At 72.5% G+C, this 21,799-nt stretch carries 18 protein-coding genes; 8 read left to right on the plus strand and 10 right to left on the minus strand.

The features are described 5' to 3' along the window. Nucleotides 1-76 precede the first annotated feature (76 nt). On the plus strand, nt 77-751 hold the full coding sequence (locus WMF43_RS15880) for a DJ-1/PfpI family protein (protein WP_437681209.1): 675 nt from the start codon (nt 77-79) through the stop codon (nt 749-751). An 87-nt stretch (nt 752-838) separates the two neighbouring features. Then, nucleotides 839-2,299 (plus strand): serine/threonine-protein kinase, encoded by a 1,461-nt coding sequence (locus tag WMF43_RS15885; protein WP_437681211.1) that lies wholly within the window; start codon nt 839-841, stop codon nt 2,297-2,299. 407 nt (nt 2,300-2,706) lie between these two features. Here the strand turns inward: WMF43_RS15885 and WMF43_RS15890 are convergent, their stop codons facing one another. From WMF43_RS15890 to WMF43_RS15905, 4 genes are all read right to left on the minus strand, one after another. Next, the gene (locus tag WMF43_RS15890; RefSeq protein WP_437681213.1) at nt 2,707-3,516 is read right to left on the minus strand and encodes a fumarylacetoacetate hydrolase family protein; all 810 of its coding nucleotides are present in this window, start codon (nt 3,514-3,516) and stop codon (nt 2,707-2,709) included. A gap of 60 nt (nt 3,517-3,576) precedes the next feature. After that, nucleotides 3,577-4,107 carry a chromate transporter gene (locus tag WMF43_RS15895; RefSeq protein WP_437681215.1) on the minus strand — a complete coding sequence of 177 codons (531 nt, stop codon included), beginning with the start codon at nt 4,105-4,107 and terminating at the stop codon, nt 3,577-3,579. After that, nucleotides 4,104-4,730: a chromate transporter gene (locus WMF43_RS15900; RefSeq protein WP_437681217.1), complete on the minus strand. Its 627-nt coding sequence runs from the start codon at nt 4,728-4,730 to the stop codon at nt 4,104-4,106. The genes WMF43_RS15895 and WMF43_RS15900 overlap by 4 nt, the downstream gene beginning before the upstream one ends. 65 nt (nt 4,731-4,795) lie before the next feature. Continuing rightward, entirely contained in the window at nt 4,796-5,380 is a 585-nt protein-coding gene (locus tag WMF43_RS15905; RefSeq protein ID WP_437681218.1) for a class I SAM-dependent methyltransferase, read from the minus strand. 293 nt (nt 5,381-5,673) lie between these two features. Between WMF43_RS15905 and WMF43_RS15910 the strand changes: the two genes are divergently transcribed. After that, nucleotides 5,674-6,342, plus strand: a complete 669-nt coding sequence (locus WMF43_RS15910) for a DUF2293 domain-containing protein (protein ID WP_437681219.1) — start codon at nt 5,674-5,676, stop codon at nt 6,340-6,342. 100 nt (nt 6,343-6,442) lie between these two features. On the opposite strand, the gene WMF43_RS15915 is transcribed toward WMF43_RS15910, so the two are convergent. After that, entirely contained in the window at nt 6,443-7,039 is a 597-nt protein-coding gene (locus WMF43_RS15915; RefSeq protein ID WP_437681220.1) for an HAD family hydrolase, read from the minus strand. Between the two features lie 517 nt (nt 7,040-7,556). Here WMF43_RS15915 and WMF43_RS15920 point away from each other — a divergent pair. After that, complete coding sequence (locus tag WMF43_RS15920; protein WP_437681221.1) at nt 7,557-8,738, plus strand: VWA domain-containing protein; 1,182 nt, start codon at nt 7,557-7,559, stop codon at nt 8,736-8,738. A gap of 34 nt (nt 8,739-8,772) precedes the next feature. Here WMF43_RS15920 and WMF43_RS15925 read toward each other — a convergent pair whose 3' ends face one another. The 4 genes from WMF43_RS15925 to WMF43_RS15940 form a co-directional block, all read right to left on the minus strand. Continuing rightward, a complete protein-coding gene (locus WMF43_RS15925) occupies nt 8,773-9,840 on the minus strand; it encodes an LNS2 domain-containing protein (protein ID WP_437681222.1) in 1,068 nt (355 codons plus the stop codon). Between the two features lie 32 nt (nt 9,841-9,872). Continuing rightward, nucleotides 9,873-11,042, minus strand: a complete 1,170-nt coding sequence (locus WMF43_RS15930) for an acyl-CoA dehydrogenase family protein (protein WP_437681223.1) — start codon at nt 11,040-11,042, stop codon at nt 9,873-9,875. 282 nt (nt 11,043-11,324) lie between these two features. Continuing rightward, nucleotides 11,325-12,722: a serpin family protein gene (locus WMF43_RS15935; RefSeq protein WP_437681224.1), complete on the minus strand. Its 1,398-nt coding sequence runs from the start codon at nt 12,720-12,722 to the stop codon at nt 11,325-11,327. 155 nt (nt 12,723-12,877) lie between these two features. Then, a complete protein-coding gene (locus WMF43_RS15940) occupies nt 12,878-13,726 on the minus strand; it encodes a hypothetical protein (RefSeq protein WP_437681225.1) in 849 nt (282 codons plus the stop codon). Nucleotides 13,727-14,219: 493 nt separating this feature from the next. Between WMF43_RS15940 and WMF43_RS15945 the strand changes: the two genes are divergently transcribed. Together WMF43_RS15945 and WMF43_RS15950 are read left to right on the plus strand one after the other, a co-directional pair. Next, nucleotides 14,220-15,824 (plus strand): alpha-amylase family glycosyl hydrolase, encoded by a 1,605-nt coding sequence (locus WMF43_RS15945; protein WP_437681226.1) that lies wholly within the window; start codon nt 14,220-14,222, stop codon nt 15,822-15,824. A gap of 50 nt (nt 15,825-15,874) precedes the next feature. Then, on the plus strand, nt 15,875-16,519 hold the full coding sequence (locus WMF43_RS15950) for a hypothetical protein (protein ID WP_437681227.1): 645 nt from the start codon (nt 15,875-15,877) through the stop codon (nt 16,517-16,519). A 322-nt stretch (nt 16,520-16,841) separates the two neighbouring features. On the opposite strand, the gene WMF43_RS15955 is transcribed toward WMF43_RS15950, so the two are convergent. Next, nucleotides 16,842-18,521 (minus strand): aminotransferase class I/II-fold pyridoxal phosphate-dependent enzyme, encoded by a 1,680-nt coding sequence (locus WMF43_RS15955; RefSeq protein ID WP_437681228.1) that lies wholly within the window; start codon nt 18,519-18,521, stop codon nt 16,842-16,844. Nucleotides 18,522-18,907: 386 nt separating this feature from the next. Between WMF43_RS15955 and WMF43_RS15960 the strand changes: the two genes are divergently transcribed. After that, nucleotides 18,908-20,269, plus strand: a complete 1,362-nt coding sequence (locus tag WMF43_RS15960; RefSeq protein WP_437681229.1) for a sigma-54-dependent transcriptional regulator — start codon at nt 18,908-18,910, stop codon at nt 20,267-20,269. A gap of 187 nt (nt 20,270-20,456) precedes the next feature. Continuing rightward, complete coding sequence (locus tag WMF43_RS15965) at nt 20,457-21,776, plus strand: PhoH family protein (protein WP_437681230.1); 1,320 nt, start codon at nt 20,457-20,459, stop codon at nt 21,774-21,776. Nucleotides 21,777-21,799: the final 23 nt, after the last annotated feature.

A 21,799-nucleotide genomic window follows, 5' to 3' on the forward strand; every position in this document is an offset into this window, starting at 1 on the left:
GCGCTTGACTTCCAGGCCGCGTCTGGCGTCCCTGTCCTCGCTTCGGCCGCCGGATCACCGGCAGAGGAGGACGCCCGTGCACATCGGTTTGCTGCTCTATCCGAGGTTGACCCAGCTGGATCTCACCGGGCCCTTCGAGGTCTTCGCCCGCATGGAAGGCGCCCGCGTGCACCTCGTCTGGAAGACCCTGGAGCCGATCACCTGCGACCGCGGGCTCGCGCTGCTGCCGACGACCCGCTTCGCCGAGTGCCCGCAGCTCGATGTGGTCTGCGTGCCCGGCGGGCCCGGGCAGATCGAGCTGATGGAGGACGACGAGACGCTCGAGTTCCTGCGCCGCCAGGCGAAGGGCGCCCGCTGGGTCACCTCGGTCTGCACCGGCTCGCTGGTGCTGGGCGCCGCCGGGCTGCTCCGGGGGTATCGCGCCGCCTGCCACTGGGCGTCCCGCGATCAGCTCGCGCTGCTCGGCGCGACGCCGGTGGCGGAGCGGGTCGTGATCGATCGCGACCGGGTGACCGGCGGCGGCGTGACCGCCGGGATCGATTTTGCGCTCCAGCTGGTCGCCGACATGGCGGGGCGCGACCAGGCCGAGGCGATCCAGCTCAGCATCGAGTACGACCCCGCCCCGCCGTTCCAGGCCGGCGCGCCCGAGCGGATCGACCCGGCGGCCCTGGAGCGGATCCGGCAGCGGATGGCGCCCATGATGGAACGGCGGCTCTCGGCGACCCGGCGCGCTGCGGCGCGGCTGCGCTGAAGGCCGCTCGCGGGGCGCGGCGCGTCGCTGCGTGCCCCTTGACCGCGGCGCGCCGGGTTCCGAACATCAACCGGTGAAGGTTCGCTCATGATCGACGCCTCGACGCTCGGCAAGGAGCTCGCGGGCCGGTACAGCGTGGAGGGGTTGCTCGGCGTGGGCTCGATGGGCGCCGTCTTCCGCGCGCGCCACCTCGCGCTCGCGCGCGACGTGGCGATCAAGGTGCTCACGGGGCGCACGGACCCGAACGCCGGGGAGCGGATGCTGCGCGAGGCGCGCATCTCGGCGCAGATCAAGTCGCCGCACGTGGTGGGCTGTTACGACTTCGGCTTCCTCGCGAACCGGTCGCCGTTCATGGTGATGGAGTACGTGGGCGGCCCGTCGCTCGCCGCGCTGATCGAGCGCGGGCCGCTGCCGCTCGACGACCTCCGGCGGTACATGCTCCACGCGGCGCGCGGGATGGCCGCGGCGACGGAGCTCGGGGTGATGCACCGCGACCTCAAGCCGTCGAACATGCTGATCGCGCCGTCCGGGGAGCTGAAGGTCGCCGACTTCGGCCTCGCCCGCCTGACCGCGACGACGGGACCTTCGGCCCTGCGGGAGCAGCCCCTCACCGCGATGGGCACGGTGCTGGGCACGCCCTTCTACATGGCGCCCGAGCAAGCGTGGAGCCCGCAGGAGAGCGACACGCGGGCGGATATTTACAGCTACGGTGCGTCTTTTTACCACGCGGCCACGGGGCAGCGGCCGTTCGAGGAGCAGGAGCTCTTGCCGCTGCTGCTCGCGCACCGGCAGGACATCCCGGCCCGGCCGCGGGCGCTCCGGCCCGAGCTCGACGAGGACGTGCAGGTGATCCTCGAGCGCTGCCTGGCCAAGGATCCGAAGGATCGTTTCCAGTCGTTCGACGAGATCGAGGCGATGCTCGTCGGGGCGGAGAGCACCCGCTGGGGAGATCCGCACGATCTGACGCTGCGCATGTACCTGGAGCAGTACCAGCGCTTCCGCCCCGTGCTCCTCTCGGGCGGCCCGCCAGGGCCGGTCACGGTGTTCCAGTTCCACGGGGACCGGACGCTGGCCATCGTGCGCGCGAACATCGCGGCCATGTCGGCCGACGCGCTCGTGAGCGCGGACGACGGGCAGCTCACCATGTCGGGCGGCGTGGCGCTGGCGCTCAACCTGGCGAGCGGCGGCGTGTGCATGATGGAGACGCGCAAATACGTGCCGGTGCGCCACGGCGGGGTGGTGGTGAGCTCCGCCGGCAGGTTGAACGCGCGGTTCGTGTTCCACGCGATCACGCTCGACTGGGATCACGTCGCGACCTACCGGCCGACCCGGGACCTCATCGTCAGGATGCTGGAGGGGTGCTTCTACCACGCGGACACGATGAAGCTCCGGAGCATGGCGCTGCCGCTGCTCGGGGCGGGGCGGGCGGGCTTCTCACCGGCCGAGTGCCTCGACACGATGGTCGAGTTCCTCGTCAAGGCCATGCTCCTCGGCGGCACCGGGCTGTCGCACGTCACCATCGTGCTCCGCGATGGTCCGTCGCTCTGAGCGCGCTCCGCGCTCGGCCGGGCCGCGCGTCGGCGCGAGGGGGCCCGCGCAGGCGCCGAAGGAGAGGAGGGCGATCGGGTGCCATGACCGGTGGATCGAAGACGCTGTCATCGTGACCTCGGAGCCCTGCTGCGTCCGGCGCGACCTCCGTCGGGAGGCACCGCGGCGACCGCAACGAGCGGGTGGAGCGACGTGCTCGCCCGGGGGTCAGTGCACAGGGCCTGCCACGCCGGGCGGCGGGCGAGCTGGTCCGACCGGCCGCGGATCGCCGCCCAGGAAGGGGGCGACGCGGGCGTTCGCTCGATGCCGGAAGGCCGCAGGCGCGGGCCGGCGGGTGAGCCGGGCAGGCAGCACCGACTCCCTATCTCCGAGAGGGCGTGTCCACCTCGCGCCGGTGATCCCGTGTCCTAGCGCGCGCTCGCGCCGTTTCCCCGCGCCGCGACCGACACGCGCAGCGCCCCGATCCCGCGCGCCCCGGCCGCCGCGCCGACGACGTCGATCACGAGCTCGTCGCCGGACACGAGCGGCCCCACGCCCTCGGGCGTGCCGGTCGCGATCACGTCGCCGGGCTCCAGGGTCATCACCCGGCTGATGTAGGCGACGAGCGCGGGCACGCCCCAGATCATCTGAGACGTCGCGCCGTCCTGGCGCACCTGGGTGTTCACGAGGCCCCGCACCCGGAGCGCCGCCGGGTCGAGCTCCGTCTCGATCCAGGGGCCTACCGGGCAGAACGTGTCGAACCCCTTGCCCCGCGTGAACTGCACGTCTTTCCGTTGCAGATCGCGCGCGGTGATGTCGCCGACGCAGGTGTAGCCGAACACGTAATCGAGCGCCTCCTCCGGGCGCACCGCCTTGCAGCGGCGGCCGATGACCACGCCGAGCTCCGCCTCGTGCTCGACCCGCTGGCTCTCCGGCGGCAGCACGATGGACTGGCCCGGGCCGATGAGCGACGAGGGCGGCTTGAGGAAGAGGAGCGGCTCGACCGGCACCTCGTTGCCCAGCTCCTTCGCGTGCGCGGCGTAATTGCGCCCCACACACACGATCTTCGTGGGGAGCGCGGGGCAGGCGAGGTCGACGTCGGTCCACGCCACCGCCTCCCCCGTGGGCTTGCCGCCGAGCCACGGCGGCGCGTCATGGACGAGCGCGGCCGCGCCCTCCAGACGGGCGAAGAACGGGGGGCGATCCTGATCCGGGGGCGCGAGGCGGGCGAAGCGCATGGCCGAGCAAAGCGCGATCCCCGCGCCGCGGCAAGCCGCGTCCCCCCCGGGGACATCACATTACATCACGCCGGCGACCCCGAGCGCTGCCGCCGCCGCGAGCACCCACAGCGGGTTGAGCCGGGTGCCGTACGCGACCACCGCGGCGACCGCCGTCACGCCCGCCGTGATCCAGTCGCGGTCGGCGGCGCGGCACAGGAGATAGGCGCTGGCGCTGATCAGGCCCGCCGTGATCGGCGCCAGCGCGGCCTGAACGAGCGCGCGCCACCGCGCCTCGCGGAACCGGTCCCACACGCTCGATACCGCGTAGGTCAGGAGACACGTGGGCAAACACATGGCGGCCGTGGCCACGAGCGCGCCCAGGACGCCGGCCGCGCGCCAGCCGACCAGCGTGACGACCAGGACGTTGGGCCCCGGTGCGGCCTGCGCGATCGCGAACAGGTCGGCGAACTCCTGGTCCGTCATCCAGCGCTGCACGTCCACCGCTTGCCGGTGCATCTCGGGGATGACGGCGCTGGCTCCCCCGATCGCGAGCATCGACAGCGCCGCGAACTGGACGGCGAGCGTCCCTATCGGCGAGGCGCCGCTCATCGGGGGCCCCTCCCGCCTCGAGCGCGCGGCGCGCGGGCAGCGTCGAGGAACGCCGCCGCGACGCTGAGGGGCGTCACGAGGAGGAGGATCCACGGGAGCGGCCAGCGCAGGAGACCCGCGCCGACGAACGCGAGCAAGGCGATCGGGGCGGTGGCCAGCGGCCGCTGCCGGACGAGGGGGGCGGTGATCTTCGCCGCCATGGCGACCACGAGGCCGGCCGCGCCGGCCGCGACGCCGCGGTAGGCGCCGCGCAGCACGTGCACGTGCTGGAAACGGGCGTACAGCGCGCCGAGGGCGATCGCCAGGAGCACCGGCGCCCCCAGGAGGCCCAGGACCGCCGAGGCGGCGCCGGCAGCGCCGTGAAAGCGCCGCCCCATCGCGACCGACAGGTTCACGATGTTGGGTCCGGGCAGGAACTGGCACGTGGCGAGGAGGTCCGTGAACTCCTGCGCCGTCAGCCAGCGCCGGCGCTCGACGATCTCGCGCCGCGCGAAGGGGAGCACGCCGCCGAAGCCGGACAGGGACACGCCGAGGAAGCCCAGGAACAGATCGCCCAGGCTGGGCGCGGGGGCGGGGACGGAGGCCGGAGCCTCGTCGGGCCCCGCGAGCGGCGCGCGCGTCATGCCGGCCTTGTAGGTGACGCGCCGGCCGCTTCAAGCGCGCCGGCGCGGCGCCGAGGCGCGACCGGTCACGCGCCGGCCGGCGAAGCGCCCGGGCGGCGCGCGACGAGCCGGGCCTCGTGCCGCCCTTCCTCCAGCCACCCCTCGTCGTAGCGGACCACCTCGATCGCGTCGCCGAGCAGCCCCGGGAGCTCGCCGTCCTCGAGCAGCCAGCGCGCGCTCGGGTGCGGGTGCCGGAGCAGGTTCGACCGCGTCGGATGGACCACGACGAGGTGGCCGCCGGGCGCGAGCTCCGCGGCGCAGGCGGAGAGGCGGCGCTCGAGGAAGTAGAAGATGAGGATCAGATCCCAGGGCCCGCGAGGCAGCGGATCGCGCTCGACGTCGAGCGCGACGGTGCGGATCGCGAGCCCGTCGCGGTCCGCGGCGCGCCGCGCGACGCCGAGCCCGACCTCGGAGATGTCGGCCAGGGTCACGTCGAGCCCGCGCCGCGCGAGCCACAGGGCGTGCCGCCCCGCGCCGCCGGCGAGATCGAGCGCGCGCCCGCGCCGGGGGAGGAGCGGATCGAGCGCCGTGAGCACCGCCGAGGGCTCCCCCGGAGCGGCGCCCGCCTCGCGATAACGAGCGTCCCACTTGATCCGATCGTCGTCCGACACACTGGCCTCCTGCGCGCGTCGCCAGCGTGTTGATCGCCGCGTTCCCCCGTGACGACAGCCCGCGGCGATGCGCTGTTTCATGGATGGCGACGGAAAGGAAGGGCGAAGGGCGAGCGCCCCTTCCGGGCCCGGATCGCTGCGTCGCCGCGCCGCGCTGCCCCCGCCGCGCCGCACGCCGCCGGCTCGCGCGCCGCACGCCGCCGGCTCGCGCGCCGCACGCCGCCGGCTCGCGCGCCGCACGCCGCCGGCTGGACACGCGGGACGACCTGGCCTAGCTAGCGGCGCTCCTGCCCATGCCCGAGTCCCTGACCCTGGCCCCCACCTCGGATCCCCGCTGCTTCCGCGCGCCCGACGGCGCGCTGCTCTCGCCGCCGGAGGGCTGGGCGTGCCTGCCGCCCGGGGACGCCGGGCTCACCCGCCGCGTGAAGCAGGCAGGCCCGTCGTGGGTGGTGGTCGAGAAGCGCGGGCGCAAGACGTTCTCGCGCGGGCTCTGGGCGCCGGCGGCCACGATCGAGGAGGCCCGCGCGGCGCTCGAGGCCGAGCGGAGCACGCCCGCCTACGCCAAGAAGCGGGAGGCGGACGCCCGGCGGCGCGAGCGCGAGCAGGAGGAGTACGTGCGCGAGTTCGAGGCGGAGGTCGCCGCGTTCCTCCGGTTCTCGCCGCGCTACGAGGCGCTCGCGCGGGCGCTCGCGGCCAAGGTGACGCAGCACGCGACGCCCGTGGGCAGCGGCACCGTCGCCCGCACCGAGCGGATCCCGGTCGGGCAGCGCGCGGAGAGCGCCGTGATCGCCTGGATGCGGCACCAGACCACGGCCTACGACCGGATGGCCATCCCGCGCGTGAAGGGGATGCGCCGCGAGGTGCGGCGCGAGCTCGCGCAGATCTCCCGGGCCATCCTCGACCTCCACCGCGGCGACGCGCCGCACGCGCGCGCGTCGTGCCCGCTGTGCGCGGCGCTCTGACCCGGCCGGCGCCGCGCCTCGCGGATCGCGCGGCCGCAGCGCCCTGATCCGGCCGGCGCCGCGCCTCACGGCCTCACGGCCGGCGCCGCGCCTCGCCGCCTCACGGATCGAGCAGCCCCTCGCGGACGAGCCGGTCGCGGAGCCCCGCGGCCCCGTCGAACAGGTGCGCGCGCATCCCGACCGCGGCCGCGGCGTCGCAGTTCTCCGCGCGATCGTCGATGAACAGGCAGCCTTCGGCGTCGACCCCGATCCGGCTCACGAGCCGGTCGAAGAACTCGCGCGCCGGCTTGCGCACGCGCAGGTGATGGCTCGAATAGATGCCCTCGAACAGGCGGTCGAGCGCGAACGTCGCGCGCAGCTCCTCGACCCAGACCGGGTAGTTGCTCGCGATGAACCGCGGCGCGCGGCCCGCGAGCTCCTCGAGGATCTCGCGCACCCCGGGCAAGAAGCGGTACCCCTCGCGGCGCACGCGGTGGAAAGCGTCGATGTCGAACGAGACGCCCTCGGCGCCCTCGCGGAAGAACCGCCGCGCGAACTCGGCCTCGTCGATCGCGCCGATCTCGAAGTCGGGCCAGCACGTCGGGTCGCGGTACTTCGCGAGCTCGGCCGCCCGCGCGCGCGTCGCCGCGGCGAGCGCCTCGCGGTAGGGGTCGTAGAGGACGGTATCCATGAGATCGAAGCACACCGCGCGGACCATGCGCGGCGCAGCCTAGCACCGGGCCGCCCGCCGCGGCGCGGGCCGGACGCGCGCCGCCGCGCCGGTGCGAGCGCGGTGCGAGCGCGGACGACGCATAAGGGATCTCCGGCGCGCGGGAGCTGCGTTCATTCGGGGCGCGACGCCCGCGGCGCGACGGGCGCGGCGCCCCGGCGCGCATACCGCTGTGGCGTTGTAAGAATGAAGAGTGGATGAACGGGTGGATGGATTGGGACCATGATTCGATGTGTTGCACTGTGGGCAACGTCGCGCAAAAAGGCATCTTCCTCAGATCATAAGTCGCACGACGTGCCGCAAAATGCCTTATACTGGTTGGAAGCCCTGGGGCTTCACGGCGAGGGATCCGACGCCGAGACGGCCGCGGGAGCATCCTAGATTCAGTCGCTTACATGCCGGCGCATCGGCGCTGGCGCGCGCTCACCTGCCGGCGCATCGGCGCTGGCGCGCGCTCGAGAGGAGTCATGCCATGCGGTTGCCTAGAGTTGCTCTTGCTTTGTTGATGACGGCTGCAGTCGGGACGGCGTGCGGTGGGAACGCAGGCAGCGAACCCGGCGGCGGCGGCAACGGTGGTGGCAGTGGCGGCGTCGGCGCCGGCGCTCCTTCCACGGGCTCGGGGCCCTCGAGCTCCAGCTCCGGGGACATCTTCGGTGAAGGGGGCGATCTGAACCTGGGCGGAAACTCTCCGACGGGCGGCGACGGGGGCACCGGCGCGGGCGAGGCGTGCGCCACCCAGACGGCCACCGCCGAGATCCAGCCCGTGTACCTGGCCTTCGCGTTCGACGTGTCGGGCAGCATGGGCGCGAACAACGAGCCCTGGCACGACCGGACGCTCAAGTGGGATCCCATCGTCGCGGCGACAAAGCAGTTCTTCGCGGACCCCGAGTCCGAGGGCCTCACGGCGTCGCTCACGTTCTTCCCCAGCGGGCGGAACATGTGCTCAGGCCGCAGCTACGAGAGGCCGGACGTCGCGATGACGCCGCTGCCCTCCGAGGAGTTCGCCGCCGCGATCGACGAGGTCACGCCGGAGACCGACGACGACTGGCGCATGGGCACGCCGACGTCGTTCGTGGTGGCAGGCACGTTCTCGTTCATCGAGGCGCAGCGGGCGGAGCACCCCGGCAAATACGTCATCGTGCTCGTGACAGACGGCTACCCGCAGCTGTGCGACCGGGAGAACTCGATCAGCGCCGTCGTGAGCCGCGTCGAGACGGCGCTCGAGAGCAACGTCTCCACCTACGTGATCGGCGTCGCGAACCCCGATGTCGAGGACGCGCCGGACAACGTCTCCAACCTGCACGAGATCGCGGCGGCGGGCGGGACGGAGGACGCCTTCATCATCGACACCGGCGATCCCGTCGCGACCGCGGCCGCGTTCAACGCGGCGATCGACGAGATCCGCGGGTCCGCGATCTCGTGCACGGTCCCGATCCCCGAGGCGCCCGACGGCCGGACGTTCGACAAGCAGCGGGTCCGGGTCACGTACACGAGCGGCTCGAACCCGCCGACGAACCTCGAGTACGACCAGGAATGCGAGGCCGAGGGCGCCTGGCGCTACGACAACCCCCAGAGCCCGTCGCAGATCGTGCTCTGCGACAGCACGTGCGGCACGATCCAGGCCGACCCCGCGGCGTCCCTGGGCGTCAACTTCACGTGCGAGGACGTGATCCAGATCCCGCTCTGATCTCCCCGGGGCCGTGATCCTCACGGCCCGTTCCTCACGGCGGGCAGGCGGCGGGCGGGCTGAAGAGCGCCGGGGCGAGGCGCCGGTAATCCTCGTTCGGCACGCCGCCGCGGAGGTCGCCGCTCAGCTTGTAATAATAACACCGCTCCGGGGCGATCCCGGCGGCCGAATAGGTCGTCACGTCGCTCGGCATGTTGCCGAAGGCGAAGGACGGCACGACGCCGGTGCGCGCCCGGAGCCACTCGAGCTCGATGGTCTTGTAGTTGGCCGCGGCGCGGCCGAAGGCGCCGGTGACGCCGACCGTGGTGTGGAGGATGCCCGGCGGGAAGCCCTGCGCCTTCAGCCACGCCCTCGTGCTCGCCACGAGCCACTCGGGGCGCGCGGTCAGGTAGAGGAGGTGGACGCCGCTCTCGGCGAGGGCCTGCATCGTCGCGGCCGCGCCCGGGTGGGCGTCGGGCGGCCCGCCGCCCACGAGCTCGCCGAGCACGGCCATCTCGCTCGAGGTGAGCGTCCCGTCGATGTCGGAGACGGCGACCCGCGCGCCGGGCGGGAGGACCTCGAGGAACAGGTCCGCGCTGGTGCCGTCGCCGACCACGGCGAGGTGGACGCGGTGCCGGCCGACCTCGAGGCGCCGCACCGCGGCGAGGTCGAGGTAGACGCGCCCGCCGGTGTCCCGGATCCCCTCCGTGGTCGGGTGCGGCCGGTCGTCGCCGCTGGTCCTGAAGGCGCCGAGCCGCTCCCACGCACCGCCGCAGCCGCGGAGGAGGTAGGCCTCGACGTCCTCGTCCTCGAGGTCCTCGTCGTACGGCCCGTACGCGAACTTCGCGATGGCCCACTGTGGCCCCTCGGGGCGCACGAAGAGGTCGCGCCCGCGGTGGCGCGGCCACCCGGACGCGACGGCGCGCGAGCGCGTGTGCCTGAAGCCGCGCGGCAGGGCCGTGGGCGGCGGCGCGTCGCACGCCGCGCGGGCAGGGCAGGCCCCCGCGCGGGCCGGCGCGCGCGCGGGCGGGGCGGCGGCGCGCGGGGCGGAGCAGGCGGCGAGCGGCAGGGCCGCGAGGGCGAGCGCCGCGAGGGCGAGCAGGGCGGACCGGAGGGGGCGCATGCCGTGCTGGGGAGACGCGCGCTCGGGCGCGTTCAGGTCCAGTAGCCCGTCGCGTGGCCGAGGAGCGAGGCGCCGGCCTGGCCGAACCACCCCTCGGCGGCGGCCGCGTGCTGCGAGAACGTGTGGATGTCCCGGAACCGCCGCTGCATGGGCGACGCGTCGCGGGCCGCGCCGCCGCCGGCGGCCTGGTAACAGGCGTCCACCGTGCGGATCGCGGCCTCCGTCGCCCAGGCGAGGGCGCCCGAGATGCGCGGCGCGAGGGCGGCCGCGGCCGCGGGGTCGTTGACGCACGCGTCCCAGAGCTCGTCGCCCGTCTCGCGCAGGAGGGCGCGCGCGGCCCGCACGGTCATCTCGGCGCGGCCGAGGTGCACCTTGAACACCGGCGACTCGGCGAGATCGGCGCGCGCGTAGAGCCGCTTCTTGCCGGAGCGCGCGAGCGTCACCATCTCGTCGAGCGCGCCCTGCGCGATCCCCACCGCCACGGCGCCCATGTGCAGCACGAAGTGCAGGACGGGCGCGACGAAGCCCGGGATGGACACGGCCGGCCGGCCCTTGAAGATGTCGAAGCTGTTCTCCGCGGGGCAGAACGCGCCCTCGACCGCGATGTCGTGGCTGCCGGTGCCGCGCAGGCCGAGCACGGACCATGTGTCGATGATGCGCACCTCGCTCGCAGGGAACAACATGCCCCGCGTCTCCGGCGCGCCGGTCGCCGCGTCGATCCGCGGGCGGCCGCCGTCCATGAGCACGCAGTTCCCGAACTGGAAGCTCGCGTGCTCGCAGCCGCTCGCGAAGCTCCAGCGCCCCGTCACGCGGTAGCCGCCCTCGGTCTCGTGCGCCTCGCCCTGCGCGTTGAAGGCGCCGCCGATGATCACGTCCGGCCCGGCGGCGTAGATGGCGTCGAAGCGCTCGCGGGAGAGCAGCGCGAACAGGTGCGGGCTCTCCGAGCCGATCATCACCGCCCAGCCGGTGGCCCCGTCCGCCCGGGCGAGCGTCTCGAGGACCTCCATCCCGGTGCGCATGTCCACCTCGTAGCCGCCGTGGCTCCGAGGGAGGAACATCCGGAAGCAGCCCGCCGCCTTGAGCTCGCCGAACAGGTCCGGCGGGAGGCGCCGCGCCCGGTCGATCTCCGCGCTCCGGGCGGCGATCGCGGGGGCCAGATCTCGGACGGCCTGCAGCACCTTTGCCGCGTGTTCGTTCTTCATCGCTCGCTCCTTGCCACCCTCGTGGCAGCGACGCCGAGAGGCGTCCCAAAGCGGCTCATCTTAGTTCGATCCCGAGGGCGCGGCGCCGACTTTTCAGGCGGCCTCGCCGCCGCGTCGTCGCGCCATAGCGCCATAGCGCCATCGCGCCATCGCGCCATCGCGGTGTGGTCGGCTTCGGTATAAGGCGGCTCGATCGGCGGCGCTGTCCTACCGCGCGGTCCCCTGGTCTACGTCCGCGTGCGCGCCCGGACGTTCGCGCGCCAGGACGCTCGCGCGCGCGGCTCAGCGCGGGTCGGTGACGCGGCCCATGAACAGCACGGTCCCGGTCGCCGTGTCGCGGATCAGGAACACGAACGGGTGATCGGCGCGGAACACCGGGATCGCCGCCGGAGCCGCCCGCGTGGACACGACGACGCCGGTGGCCGCGGCGGCCTCGGTGCCTTCCTCGTTGACCTCCACGAACGCCTTGTGCCGCACCTGGGAGATGAAGAGCTTGTCGCTCGCCGTGATCCCGGAGAAGTCGGCCTTCCTCTCGTCGAACGCGAGCGGCATCCCCATCTCCGCCAGGGTCTTCGAGAGCTCGAACTCCGCGGCCATCGTGAAGCGGGGGAGGGACACGTCGACCCGGGCCGGCCGCAGCGCCTCCACGTACTCCTTGAGATGCCCGGCCGCGAGGCGCTGCTCCACGCCCGGCAGCCCGTCCACCTTCGCGGGCAGGATGACGACCATGGCGAGGGAGCGCTCGGGGCTCGGCGCCTCGTACGCGAGCTCCAGCACCGCGGCGTCCGCGGCCTGCCCGAGGCGCGCCGGGAGGGTCCTGCGCATCGTCGGCACCGCCGGCGAGGCGCCGGGCGCAATCGTGAACGGCTGGTCCTTCGTGGCCTTCTTGTCGAAGGGCGTCGCCCACTTGCCCTTGAAGTAGACGGCGTTCGTGAGGACGAGCCGGGTGAGCGGGGTGACGCTTCGGGCCGGCAGCAGCTCTTTGATCTTCGCGTTCGTCTGCTGCTCGACCCACTGGTTGATCTGCCCTCGCGCCTTCTCGCTCGCGCCCTTGAAGTCGACGAGCTCGATCCCCGCGCCGTAGTGCCGCTGGGTGGTCTCCTGGAACGCGGCCTGGATCGGCATCCCGGCCTGGCCCCACAGTCGGTTGGCGATCCGGAGCTCGGGCGCCTTGTCGCCGGTCGCCTGCGTGAGCTCCTTCGCGAGCGCGCCGAACGCGGGGTGCAGCGCCTCGGGCGCGAGCGTGAGCTCCAGCGCCTTGGCCATCTGGGCCGCCGTCTCGCCCCGGGCGCCGGCGTAGGTCATGGCGAGCGCGGTCGAGATGCTCGACGGCGAGAAGAAGAGCTTGCCCTTGGCGGCGGCGAGCCTGCCGTAGAGCCGCTGCGCGAACGTGGTGTTCGCGTCGACGAACCCCGCGGGCAGCGCCGCGGGTGCGGCCGGCTGATCCGCGGGCGGCTGATCCGCGCTCGGCTGACCCGCGGGCGCCTGACCCGCGGGCGCCTGACCCGCGGGCGCCTGACCCGCGGCTGGCTGCTCGGCGACCGGCTCGGCGGTCGCGGGTCGGCTCGGCTGGGCGGCGCCTGTCGGGGCGGTCGGCCCCGGCGAGGTGTTGTCCCGGGGCTGGCACCCGGGGCCGAGGAGGCTGCACAGCGCGGCGGCGAACAGGATCCGTTGCGACATGCCGCCTCGGTACCAGCGCGGGAGGGCGCTGGGAAGCTCTCGTGCGCTCGCGCGGGCGCGCGGGCGTCGGAGCCGGGCGGGGTCCCGCCGCCCAGGCTGGAGTTGCTGCCGGAAGAGGAGAGTTTGCGAGAGGCGCCGGCGCGGCCGGCCGCGCCTCAGAAGTTGTGGATGAACGTGAACCGGCCTGCGAGCTTGTTGCCCTCGGCCTGCGTCTCGTAGCCGAGATAGAGGAGGAGCTTGTTGCCCGTGCCGTAGTTCAGGCCGACGACGCCGCCGACCTGCAGGCTCAGGACGTCGGCCACGGAGGGCAGCACGCCCGCGGCCTCATCGCCCGCGCTCTCATTGAGGCCGTAGGTGAGCTCGAAGTGCGGGCCGATGCCGAAGTCGTCGATCGGATAGACGAGGAGGAAATCCCGCGTGTAGAAGTAGTCCTGCGCGCCTTCCGTGAAGATGCTGGAGAACGACGTCGAGAGCCACGACTCGAAGTAGACGGGCTTCACGTCGATGAAGGTATAGAGCTGCGGCGCGATCAGCGCAGCGGGCTCACGGTTGATGAAGTTGAACCCCACGCCGACCATCGGGTTGAGGATGACGGGGCCCAGCGTGAACGCAGGCCCGATGTCGAACTCCGCGAAGCCGGACGTGGTCAGGAAGATATCGCTGGCGAGGTCGACGGGGCCGACCTTGTGCGTGGCGCCGGCCCAGGCCGCAAAGCCGGCGCCGTCCGCGTCCAGCCGGAACCAGCTCGGGATCTGGCTCTCCGGGGCCGGCGGCTCCGCGACCGGCTCCGTGGTGCCCGGCGCGGGCGTCGGGGCCGCCGCGTCGCCCGCGGTCGCGGTCGCGGTCGGCTCCACCGGGGGAGCGCTCCCCTCCGCCGGGGCCGCGGCCGTCCCCGGATCCGCCGGGGCCGGCGCGGGATCCTGGGCCCAGGCGGGCGGCGACGCGAGCAACCCCACGACGCAGGCGAGCGCCGAGCAACCTCTCCCCATACCGTTCTCCATCATCGAACTGCCTCCTATGGGTTACCAGGAAACATAACGGCATCGTCAGGAAACATGACGGCAACCATGAAACGTCACGGCAACATGAATTGTTACGGCAGCGGGCAGACAATAACGTAGAGGACGGGAATTAAGCAAAGCGGATGTGCACCGAGCGAACGATCACCGCTGTGCCCGCCGTGTGCCCCGCGCCGCCACGGCGGGCCGCCCACGGATCGCCGAAGAGGACGTCTGTTGCCATGTATTTTGCATTACAAACTCGCCGATGGCCTTCTGCTCGAGCAGGCGCGTGGGGCTTGGCTCGGCGCGCTGCTCGCCGCGTGCAGGAGCGCTCTCCTGCGGGGCGCCCGCGCGGCCTCCTCGCGCCGAGCTCGCCAGTCGCGCGGCGCCGCTCGCGCGCCGGGGGCGGTCCGCGCGGCGCCGCTCGGGCGCCGCGTGCTACGGTCTGGCCTCGCTCTACTGAGACCACCGAACGCTACCGAACGGAGCGCGCGATATGCATGGATCACGCTGGTGGCAGCGCGGCGTCATATACCAGATCTACCCGCGCTCGTTCATGGATTCGAACGGCGATGGCGTCGGCGATCTGCGCGGGATCCGGTCCCGCCTCGAGTACCTCTCGTGGCTCGGCGTCGACGCGATCTGGATCTCTCCCATCTATCCATCGCCGATGGCCGATTTCGGCTACGACGTGTCGGACTACTGCGGGATCGACCCGCGCTTCGGCACGCTGGACGAGTTCGACGCGCTGGTCCGCGACGCGCACGGCATGGGCCTCCGGGTGATCCTGGACTACGTGCCGAACCACACGTCCGACCGTCACCCCTGGTTTCTGGAGTCCCGCGCGTCGCGCGAGAGCGACAAGCGCGGCTGGTACATCTGGCGCGATCCCGCGCCCGGCGGCGGCCCGCCGACGAACTGGCTCAGCGAGTTCGGGGGCTCAGCGTGGGAGTGGGACGCCGCGACGGGCCAGTACTACTACCACGCGTACCTGAAGGAGCAGCCGGACCTCAACTGGCGGAGCCCCGCCGTGCGGGACGCGATGCACGAGGTGCTGCGCTTCTGGCTCGATCGCGGCGTGGACGGGTTTCGCGTGGACACGATTCACCACCTCATCAAGGACGGCGAGCTCCGGGACAACCCGCCGAACCCGAGCTACCGGCCCGGCATGCCGCCGCACCGGCGGCTGCTCCGGCTCTACACGACCGATCGTCCGGAGGTGCACGAGGCGGTCGCCGGCATGCGCCGCGTGCTCGACGGGTACGACGATCGGGTGCTCATCGGCGAGGCCTACCTGCCGTTCGATCGCCTGATGGCCTACTACGGGCAGGACCTGTCCGGCATGCACCTGCCGTTCAACTTCCACCTGATCGGCGCCCCCTGGAACGCGCAAGCGATCGCGGAGATCGTGCGGGAGTACGAGGCGGCGCTCCCGCCGGGCGCGTGGCCGAACTGGGTGCTCGGCAACCACGACAAGCCGCGCATCATGAGCCGTGTCGGCGCCGCCCAGGCGCGCGTCGCGGCGATGTTGCTGCTCACGCTCCGGGGCACCCCGACGTTGTATTACGGCGACGAGATCGGGATGAGCGATGTCCCGATCGCGCCCGAGCAGGTGCAGGACACGTTCGAGAAGAACGTGCCCGGCCTCGGCGTCGGGCGGGACCCGGAGCGCACGCCGATGCAGTGGGACGGCGGCGCGGGCGGCGGCTTCACGACCGGCGCGCCGTGGCTGCCGCTCGGGTCCGACCTCGCGCGCACGAACGTCGAGGTGCAGCGCGCGGACCCGGGCTCGATCCTGTCCTTGTACCGCGCGCTCCTCGCGCTCCGGCGCGCCGAGCCGGCCCTGTCCATCGGGCGTCATGCGCCGCTCGCCGCCGGCCCGGATCTGCTCGCCTACGCGCGCGAGCACGCTGGCCGGCGGCTGCTCGTGGCGCTCAACCTGACGTCGCGCCCGCGCCGGCTGGAGCTCCCGGGCGGCGTCCTCGGCGGCCGCGTCCTGCTCGCGACCGGCCTCGACCGTACCGGCGAGCTGCTGGGCGCGGTGGTCGACCTGCGGGCCGACGAGGGCGTGATTGCCGAGGTCGCGTCCGCGCAGGGGTGATCCCCCCGCGCGGGGAGGCCGCGGGGCGCGCGGCGCGGCATACTCTAGACATGAGCGATCGTCTGGTTGCCGGTCCCTACCGTGAGCCGCTGGAGCGCTCGCGGGAGGAGGACGAGGCCCGCTTCGTGGTCGAGCCGGAGCTCGCTCCGGGAGAGCGGCTCCTCTGGGCCGGTCGACCTGTCCAGGGCCCGCGCTTCACGATGAAGGACGTGCTGTTCTTCTTCGTCTGCATGGCCTGGCTCGGGTGCGTGGTGCTCGTGGCTCCCCGTGGCCCGTCGTGGTTTCTCCTCTTCGCCCTTGCGGTCGGTCTCTACAACATCGTCGGCCTCTTCTTCTGGGACATGGTCCAGCGCGCGCGCACCTTCTACGGCCTGACCGATCGGAGGGCGCTCCTCGTGGAAGGCCGCGGCCGGCCGCGGGTCACCTCGCTCGAGCTCGACGGATCGTGCCCGATCCATTTGCAGGAGGGTCGGCAGGGCAGGGGTACCATCCGTTTCGGCGGCTCCGGCGCGACCAGCTGGTGGAGCTCCCCCGAGTCCTCATGGCCTCCCGATCGGAAGGACCAGGTGCCGAGCTTCCGCGGCATTCGTGATGCCCGAAAGGTCTACGAGCGCCTCTGCGAGGTCCAGCGCGAACGGACGGCCGGCGAGCTCGGCGTAGGATCCTCGCCCCCCTCGTCAGCGCCGACGCGCTGAGGGGCGCCCCACGAAAATGGACGTCCCCAACCGCCCCGCCTCTCCGGTCTCATCGGCGCAGCGGTAGCGCCGGCGGGGGGCTGTGCGCGGCGGGGCGCGGAGGGGCGCGTCGTAGCACCGACCGAGGTGCCATAAGGTCCCAGCGGGCTCCACGTCCCAGGCGCGCCTTGTGTGGCGCGCACCATAAGTTCTCAGCCAGCAAGGCCCGAAGGGAGACATGCCGGGCGGTGGTTCATGCGCAAGCTCCCCCGCCCCCGTCTTGCGGATGGCCAGCGCCCCTCCGCGCCCCGCCGCGCACAGCCCCCCGCCGGCGCGGCCCAGTTCAGATGACCCCGAACTTCTTCCCGACCTTCTCGAACGCCTCGAGCGCATGGTCGAGGTGCTTCCGCTCGTGCGTCGCCATGTAGCTCGTCCGCAGCACCTGCTGCTTGGGCGGCACCCCCGGCGTGATGAACGGATTCACGTACACCGCGTAGTCGTCGAGCAGCGACTTCCACATCATGACGGTCTTGAGGTCGTCGCGGATGTAGATAGGGATCACCGCCGTCTCGGTCTTGCCGAGCTCGAACCCGAGCCGCTTCAGCTCCGTGCGCATGTAGGTGAAGTTCTCCCGGAGCTTCTCCTGCCGCCACGGCTCCTCCTGCATGACCTCCAGCGAGGCCATCGCCGCGGCCACGCACGGCGGCGCCGCGCTCGCCGCGAAGAGGAAGCTGTAGGCGAAATGCTGAATGTAATCCAGCACCTTGCGCTCTCCGACGAGCCACCCGCCGATCGAGGCGAGCGACTTCGAGAAGGTCCCGCCGATGAGGTCCACGTCCCCGGACAGCCCGAAGTGCGCCGCCGTCCCGCGCCCGCCCGGCCCGATCACGCCGAGCGCGTGCGCGTCGTCGACGAGCAGCCGCGCCTTGTGCTTCTTCACCACCTCGACGATCCCGGGCAGCGCCGCGATCTCGCCCTGGGCGCTGAACACCCCGTCCGTGATCACCAGGGCGCCCTCGGTGTCGGCGAGCTCCGCGAGCGCGCTGTCGAGCGCCGCCGGATCGCTGTGCTTGTAGCGCACCATCCGGGCGCCGGCCGCCTGCGCGAGCCGCACCCCGTCGTAGATCGACGCGTGATCGTCCTTGTCGATCAGCGCGACGCTCCGCTTGTTGCTCAGGAGCGCCGAGATCGTCGCGATGTTGACCTGGTAGCCCGTCGTGAAGACGAGCCCCGCCTCCTTGCCGTGGTAGGCGGCGAGCTTCTGCTCGAGCTCGTTGTGGAGGCGCATCGACCCGTTCACGAGCCGCGAGCCCGTCATGCTCGTGCCGTACTTGTCGATGGCGTTGCGCGCCGCCTCTCGCACCTTCGGGTGGGTCGTCAGCCCGAGGTAGTTGTTCGAGCCGAGCATGATCACGCTCCGCCCCTCCAGCTGCGCCTCGGGACCGTTGTTGAAGTCGAGCGGGCGGAAGAAGGGGTAGACCCCCATGGCGCGGGCGTTGTCCGCGGTCATGAACTTGTACGCCTTCTCGAACACGTCGCGCCCGCCGATGCGCGACAGCGACGTCCGCGCGGCCATCTGGGTCGCGAGCTGCTGCTCGGCCGCCGCCGCGACGTACGTGCCCGCGCCGTTCGCGCCCGCGCCGTTCGTGTGCTGGCGGGCGGCGGCGCCGGCGGCGTCGCGCGGCGCCGCCCCGTTCACCGCGACCTCGGCGGCGACGGCCGCGGCCCCGGCGGCCCCGCTCGCGACCGCCGCCCGGGGCGCCGCGCCGCGCGGCGCGGCCGGCGCCGCCCCGTGCACGCCGGCCTCGTCGTCCAGCGCGGGGTCGATGTTCGGCAGCGCGTGCCCGTTCAGCAGGATGTCCCACGCCTCGGCCGCCCGCTCCCGCGCGGCGCTCAGGCGGTTCTTCGCGTCCATGATCCCGGTGGCCAGCCGCATCACGCGATCGTTGCTGACGGCACGGACGACCCTGCCCGATGAGGCGAGCTTCTTTGCCTGGTCGACCAAACGATCCTTCATGCTCATGCCCTGGCTCCTCACGCGATCTGGTTAAGGGGCGCGGCCCTGCCGCGAAAGCCGCTCCGGCGCGCCCCGCCGGGCCAGCCACGGCCCCGCGCGACGCCCGTGCGCGTCGCCGCTAAAGCAGCCTGCGCGACGTGCGTCAACTGGCACCGCGCCACGCGGCCGCCCGCGTCGATCCCGCGCCGCAGCGATCCCGCGCCGCCGCAATCTCGCGCCGCACGATCCCGCGCCGCGCGATCCCGCGCCGCGGCGATCCCGGCGCCGCGCAGGGCGCTGCCAGCGAGCGCCCTCGGGCGACGGAGGTGGCCGATGGCCGCGCTGCGGCATGGCTCCCGGACGCAACTCGTTGCGGAGTGGTGTACATCGGTGTAGAAAAGTTTTCAGGGTCTATGCGCCGCGTCCTAGTCGTCGATGACGAAGAAAACCTGCGCCTCGTCGTGCGCACGTTCCTCAAGCGGGACGGCTACGAGGTCGAGGCGGTCTCGAGCGGCGAGGAGGCGCTCGTGATGGTCGAGACGTTCGGGCCCGACGTGATCCTCACCGACGTCAGGATGCCCAGGATGGGCGGCCTCGATCTGCTCGCCACGCTCAAGGCCAAGGGGAACGAGGCCACGGTCATCGTGATGAGCGCCTACGGCAACGTCGACCTGGCGATCGAGGCGATGAAGGCGGGCGCCTACGACTACATCCAGAAGCCGTTCAAGGCGGAGGAGGTGCTGCTCACGCTCCGGAAGGCGGAGGAGCGGGAGGCGCTGCGCCGCGAGAACCGCGCCCTCCGGCAGGAGATCCGGCGGGAGAACCTCTTCGAGGAGATCCTCGCGAAGAGCCCGCCGATGCAGGCCATCTTCAAGACGATCGGGAAGGTCGCCGACTACAAGACGACCGCGCTCATCACGGGCGAGAGCGGCGTGGGCAAGGAGCTCGTGGCGCGCGCGATCCACCGCCGGTCCGGCCGGCGCGGCGGGCCGTTCGTGGCGGTCAACTGCGGCGCCATCCCGGAGAACCTCCTGGAGAGCGAGCTCTTCGGGTACAAGCGGGGCGCGTTCACCGACGCCGTGAGCGATCGCGCCGGGCTGTTCGAGCAGGCGAACCACGGCACGCTCCTGCTCGACGAGATCGGGGAGCTGCCGCTCTCGCTCCAGGTGAAGCTGCTCCGGGTGCTCCAGGAGGAGACGATCCGCCGCCTGGGCGACAACAAGGACGTCAAGGTCGACGTCCGCATCCTCGCGGCGACGCACCGCGACCTCACGGCCGAGACGCAGGCCGGCAGGTTCCGGGAGGACCTCTTCTACCGGATCAACGTGCTCCCGATCGCGATCCCGCCGCTCCGGGAGCGGCGCGAGGACATCCCTATCCTCATGGACCACTTCCTCGCCCGGAACAACGCGCGGTTCGGCATCAACATCCGCGGCTTCGAGCCCGAGGCGCGGAGGCTGCTCCTCGAGTACCGGTGGCCGGGGAACGTGCGGGAGCTGGAGAACACCGTCGAGCGCGCCATGGTGCTCTGCGAGGGCGAGCGCATCGGCGAGGCCGACCTGCCCGAGCGGATCCGGGAGGCGCGCGACCCGATCCAGATGCACCTGACGAGCGGCGAGCTGTCGATCAAGAAGACCTCGCGCGTCATCGAGGAGATCCTGATCCGGCGCGCGCTCCAGAAGACCAAGGGCAACCGGACCAAGGCCGCCGAGGTGCTGGAGATCAGCCACCGGGCGCTGCTCTACAAGATCAAAGACTACCGGATCGACCTGTAGCCGCGCGGCGCGCGGGGGGCGACGGCCGGACTCCCGCCGCACTCCGGCCGACGCCCGCGCGCCGCCTCCGGGTGGTCCGCGGTCGACCAGGACGATGTGCCGCGGAACACGGCAGGGTTCACGCGTCCGCTCCGTCGGACCTCTCTTGCGCCCGTCGCCTCAGGGGGGTACGCCGTCGCGCTCCCCCATGAAGAAGAATTACGTTCTCGACGCGAACGTCCTGCTCCACGATCCCCACGCGATCTTCAAGTTCGAGGACAACGACGTCATCATCCCGATCTACGCGATCGAGGAGATCGACCAGTTCAAGCGGGAGGGCTCCGAGCGCGGGCGCAACGCGCGGACCATCGCGCGGCTGCTCGACGACGTGCGCGGCTCCGGGACGCTCGCGACCGGGGTGCTGCTCGAGAGCGGCGGCAGCCTGCGGATCGCGATCCCGGAGCGGCGGCCGGAGCTGCTCGTGGGGCTGGAGTCGGGCTCGCAGGACAACGCCATCCTGCAGACGGCGATCGACATCCGCGACCGGCACAAGGACCGGCCGACGATCTTCGTGACCATGGATACGAACCTGCGGATCCGCGCCGACGCGCTGGGTGTGCCGGCCGAGACGTACGAGAACACGCGGGTGCACGATCCGGCGATCGAGCAGTCGGTGGTGGAGCTGGAGGTGCCGGGCGCCGAGGTCGACGCGTTCTTCCAGAACGGGTACCTCGCCGGCGCCAACCTCGCGGATCTGTTGCCGAATGCGGCGGTGCTCCTCCGCGATGCGGGGGCGCCGAGCCACACCGCGCTCGGCCGCTTCGACGCGACGCGCGGGCAGATCGTCGCGCTCCGGGTCGGGCGCGAGGGGGTGATGGGGGTGCGGCCGCGCAACAAGGAGCAGGCCTTCGCGCTCGACCTCCTGCTCGACGATTCGGTGCGCCTGATCACGCTGATCGGCAAGGCGGGGACGGGCAAGACGCTCCTGGCGCTCGCCGCGGCGCTGAAGCGCACGACGGAGGACAACGCGTACAGCCGCCTCCTGGTGAGCCGGCCGATCATGCCGCTCGGCCGCGATCTGGGCTTCCTTCCGGGCGACGTCGACGAGAAGCTGAACCCGTGGATGCAGCCGATCTTCGACAACCTCGAGTTCCTGTTCTCGAACGGCGGCGCGAAGCCGGGGCGCGACGCGCGCGGCTTCGTCGAGCTCCTGGAGAGCGGGCGGATCCAGGTCGAGCCGCTGACGTACATCCGCGGGCGCAGCCTGCCCCACCAGTACCTCATCGTGGACGAGGCCCAGAACCTCACCCCGCACGAGGTGAAGACGATCATCACCCGGTGCGGCGAGGGGACGAAGATCGTGCTGACCGGGGATCCGCAGCAGATCGACAACCCGTACGTGGACCACGCGTCGAACGGCCTGCTCGTGGTGGCGGAGCGGTTCAAGCGCGAGCGCATCGCGGGGCACGTGGTGCTCGCCAAGGGCGAGCGCAGCGAGCTCGCGGAGCTCGCGGCGAACCTGCTCTGAGGCGGGCGGAGCCGGGCGGGAGG

The organism is Sorangium sp. So ce131 (assembly GCF_051519095.1).
Lineage (GTDB): Bacteria > Myxococcota_A > Polyangia > Polyangiales > Polyangiaceae > Sorangium.

Bases quoted from the DNA above. Each gene is read 5' to 3' on its own strand.
- WMF43_RS15910 (WP_437681219.1), top strand. From the start codon at position 5,674: ATGCCCGAGTCCCTGACCCTGGCCCCCACCTCGGATCCCCGCTGCTTC.
- WMF43_RS15915 (WP_437681220.1), bottom strand. From the start codon at position 7,039: ATGGTCCGCGCGGTGTGCTTCGATCTCATGGATACCGTCCTCTACGAC.
- WMF43_RS15890 (WP_437681213.1), bottom strand. From the start codon at position 3,516: ATGCGCTTCGCCCGCCTCGCGCCCCCGGATCAGGATCGCCCCCCGTTC.
- WMF43_RS15950 (WP_437681227.1), top strand. From the start codon at position 15,875: ATGAGCGATCGTCTGGTTGCCGGTCCCTACCGTGAGCCGCTGGAGCGC.
- WMF43_RS15945 (WP_437681226.1), top strand. From the start codon at position 14,220: ATGCATGGATCACGCTGGTGGCAGCGCGGCGTCATATACCAGATCTAC.
- WMF43_RS15920 (WP_437681221.1), top strand. From the start codon at position 7,557: ATGACGGCTGCAGTCGGGACGGCGTGCGGTGGGAACGCAGGCAGCGAA.
- WMF43_RS15895 (WP_437681215.1), bottom strand. From the start codon at position 4,107: ATGAGCGGCGCCTCGCCGATAGGGACGCTCGCCGTCCAGTTCGCGGCG.
- WMF43_RS15925 (WP_437681222.1), bottom strand. From the start codon at position 9,840: ATGCGCCCCCTCCGGTCCGCCCTGCTCGCCCTCGCGGCGCTCGCCCTC.
- WMF43_RS15935 (WP_437681224.1), bottom strand. From the start codon at position 12,722: ATGTCGCAACGGATCCTGTTCGCCGCCGCGCTGTGCAGCCTCCTCGGC.
- WMF43_RS15965 (WP_437681230.1), top strand. From the start codon at position 20,457: ATGAAGAAGAATTACGTTCTCGACGCGAACGTCCTGCTCCACGATCCC.
- WMF43_RS15930 (WP_437681223.1), bottom strand. From the start codon at position 11,042: ATGAAGAACGAACACGCGGCAAAGGTGCTGCAGGCCGTCCGAGATCTG.
- WMF43_RS15900 (WP_437681217.1), bottom strand. From the start codon at position 4,730: ATGACGCGCGCGCCGCTCGCGGGGCCCGACGAGGCTCCGGCCTCCGTC.
- WMF43_RS15885 (WP_437681211.1), top strand. From the start codon at position 839: ATGATCGACGCCTCGACGCTCGGCAAGGAGCTCGCGGGCCGGTACAGC.
- WMF43_RS15955 (WP_437681228.1), bottom strand. From the start codon at position 18,521: ATGAGCATGAAGGATCGTTTGGTCGACCAGGCAAAGAAGCTCGCCTCA.
- WMF43_RS15960 (WP_437681229.1), top strand. From the start codon at position 18,908: ATGCGCCGCGTCCTAGTCGTCGATGACGAAGAAAACCTGCGCCTCGTC.
- WMF43_RS15940 (WP_437681225.1), bottom strand. From the start codon at position 13,726: ATGATGGAGAACGGTATGGGGAGAGGTTGCTCGGCGCTCGCCTGCGTC.